Below are 3367 nucleotides of genomic sequence, written 5' to 3'. Positions count from 1 at the left end.
TGCTCTTTAAAAATTTGGAAAAGCTGATAATAAAATTCTGATAGATACATTGTATTTATCAAGAGTTTTCAAAAGTAAAAAAAGAATGGTAGCAGTACCATTCAGTGCCATTTAGTTAACTCTTTGAGTTGATTGATTGGTATCTACTTTAGTATTCAATATTGACTTCTGGCGAAGTTAAACTGTCACAAAACAAAGACCCGTTTGGGTTGTATGGTTAAGTGACTAAGCGTACACGGTGGATGCCTTGGCAGTTGGAGGCGATGAAGGACGTATTAACTTGCGATAAGCTTAGTCAAGCTAGTAAAAAGCGCTTGAGACTAAGATTTCCGAATGGGGAAACCCACCTGCTTGCAGGTATCGTTAACTGAATACATAGGTTAACGAAGCGAACGCGGAGAACTGAAACATCTAAGTACCCGTAGGAAAAGAAATCAACCGAGATTCCGAAAGTAGCGGCGAGCGAAATCGGAACAGCCCTTAAGCTTATTATGTGTTAATGGAAGGCTGCTGGAAAGCGCCACGATACAGGGTGATAGTCCCGTACATGAAAAGACATTTTAAGTGAAATCGAGTAGGTCGGAGCACGTGAAACTTTGACTGAATATAGGTGGACCATCATCTAAGGCTAAATACTCCCAACTGACCGATAGTGAACCAGTACCGTGAGGGAAAGGCGAAAAGAACCCCTGTGAGGGGAGTGAAATAGAACCTGAAACCGTGTACGTACAAGCAGTAGGAGCCCACTTGTTGGGTGACTGCGTACCTTTTGTATAATGGGTCAGCGACTTATATTTTGTAGCGAGGTTAACCGAATAGGGTAGCCGTAGGGAAACCGAGTCTTAACTGGGCGAATAGTTGCAAGGTATAGACCCGAAACCCGGTGATCTAGCCATGGGCAGGTTGAAGGTTGAGTAACATCAACTGGAGGACCGAACCCACTAACGTTGAAAAGTTAGGGGATGACCTGTGGCTAGGAGTGAAAGGCTAATCAAACCGGGAGATAGCTGGTTCTCCCCGAAATCTATTTAGGTAGAGCCTCGGACGAATACTTACGGGGGTAGAGCACTGTTAAGGCTAGGGGGTCATCCCGACTTACCAACCCTTTGCAAACTCCGAATACCGTAAAGTAATATCCGGGAGACACACGGCGGGTGCTAACGTCCGTCGTGAAGAGGGAAACAACCCAGACCGCCAGCTAAGGTCCCAAAGTCATAGTTAAGTGGGAAACGATGTGGAAAGGCCCAGACAGCCAGGAGGTTGGCTTAGAAGCAGCCATCCTTTAAAGAAAGCGTAATAGCTCACTGGTCGAGTCGGTCTGCGCGGAAGATGTAACGGGGCTAAACTATGCACCGAAGCTGCGGATTCAGAATTTATTCTGAGTGGTAGGGGAGCGTTCTGTAAGCCGTTGAAGGTGTACCGGGAGGTATGCTGGAGGTATCAGAAGTGCGAATGCTGACATGAGTAACGATAATGGGAGTGAAAAACTCCCACGCCGGAAGACCAAGGGTTCCTATCCCATGTTAATCAGGGTAGGGTAAGTCGACCCCTAAGGCGAGGCCGAAAGGCGTAGTCGATGGGAAACAGATTAATATTTCTGTACTCGATATAATTGCGATGGGGGGACGGAGCAGGCTAAGCAAGCATAGCGTTGGTAGTCTATGTGAAAGTGAGTAGGGCGTTTGTTTAGGTAAATCCGGACAAACATTAAACCTGAGACACGAGACGAGTCACTACGGTGATGAAGTTGCTGATGCCATACTTCCAGGAAAAGCCTCTAAGCTTCAGATTATATGGAATCGTACCCCAAACCGACACAGGTGGTCAGGTAGAGAATACTAAGGCGCTTGAGAGAACTCGGGTGAAGGAACTAGGCAAAATCGTACCGTAACTTCGGGAGAAGGTACGCTCCTATCTGTGATGAGACTTGCTCTCTAAGCGGACGGGAGCCGCAGTGACCAGGTGGCTGGGACTGTTTATTAAAAACACAGCACTGTGCAAAATCGCAAGATGACGTATACGGTGTGACACCTGCCCGGTGCCGGAAGGTTAATTGATGGGGTTATCCTTAGGGAGAAGCTCTTGATCGAAGCCCCGGTAAACGGCGGCCGTAACTATAACGGTCCTAAGGTAGCGAAATTCCTTGTCGGGTAAGTTCCGACCTGCACGAATGGTGTAACCATGGCCACGCTGTCTCCACCCGAGACTCAGTGAAATTGAAATCGCAGTGAAGATGCTGTGTACCCGCGGCTAGACGGAAAGACCCCGTGAACCTTTACTACAGCTTGGCACTGAACATTGAACCTACATGTGTAGGATAGGTGGGAGACTTTGAAGCAGCGACGCTAGTTGTTGTGGAGTCAACCTTGAAATACCACCCTTGTAGTTTTGATGTTCTAACGTTGGCCCCTGAATCGGGGTTACGGACAGTGCCTGGTGGGTAGTTTGACTGGGGCGGTCTCCTCCTAAAGAGTAACGGAGGAGCACGAAGGTTGGCTAAGTACGGTCGGACATCGTACGGTTAGTGTAATGGTAGAAGCCAGCTTAACTGCGAGACAGACACGTCGAGCAGGTACGAAAGTAGGTCATAGTGATCCGGTGGTTCTGAATGGAAGGGCCATCGCTCAACGGATAAAAGGTACTCCGGGGATAACAGGCTGATACCGCCCAAGAGTTCATATCGACGGCGGTGTTTGGCACCTCGATGTCGGCTCATCACATCCTGGGGCTGAAGTCGGTCCCAAGGGTATGGCTGTTCGCCATTTAAAGTGGTACGCGAGCTGGGTTTAGAACGTCGTGAGACAGTTCGGTCCCTATCTGCCGTGGGCGTTTGAGAATTGAGAGGGGTTGCTCCTAGTACGAGAGGACCGGAGTGAACGAACCGCTGGTGTTCGGGTTGTCATGCCAATGGCATTGCCCGGTAGCTACGTTCGGAACTGATAAGCGCTGAAAGCATCTAAGCGCGAAGCAGGCCTCGAGATGAGTTCTCACTAGACTTTTAAAGTCTCTGAAGGGCCGTTGAAGACTACAACGTTGATAGGCAAGATGTGGAAGTGGTGTGAGCCATTAAGCTAACTTGTACTAATTACCCGTGAGGCTTAACCATACAACGCCAAACGCGTTTTATGCGACAGTTTAGACAGAAGTTAATATGACTAAAGTAGATATTTACTGAAAGACTTAAAAAATATTATCAGATATTTTCCAAATTCAGTTAATTTGTAGTGATACGAATTAACGCCCAAATTTGCTTGGTGACAATAGCGTTTTGGACCCACCTGATTCCATGCCGAACTCAGTAGTGAAACGAAACAGCGCCGATGATAGTGTAGCATTTGCTATGTGAAAGTAGGACATTACCAGGCTT

At 47.7% G+C, this 3367-nt stretch carries 2 rRNA genes; both read left to right on the top strand.

Annotated elements, in window-relative coordinates:
• The first annotated feature begins 215 nt into the window (after positions 1–215).
• Positions 216–3106 (top strand): 23S ribosomal RNA (locus I6F54_RS20065).
• Between the two features lie 144 nt (positions 3107–3250).
• Positions 3251–3365: ribosomal RNA gene (gene rrf / locus I6F54_RS20060) — 5S ribosomal RNA — on the top strand.
• The last annotated feature ends 2 nt before the right edge of the window (positions 3366–3367 follow it).

Source organism: Pseudoalteromonas sp. SWXJZ10B (assembly GCF_015864475.1).
In the GTDB taxonomy this organism is placed as follows: Bacteria; Pseudomonadota; Gammaproteobacteria; order Enterobacterales; family Alteromonadaceae; genus Pseudoalteromonas; species Pseudoalteromonas arctica.
The sequence above is the reverse complement of the archived record's forward strand: the minus strand, read 5'-3'. Positions and strand labels throughout refer to the sequence as shown.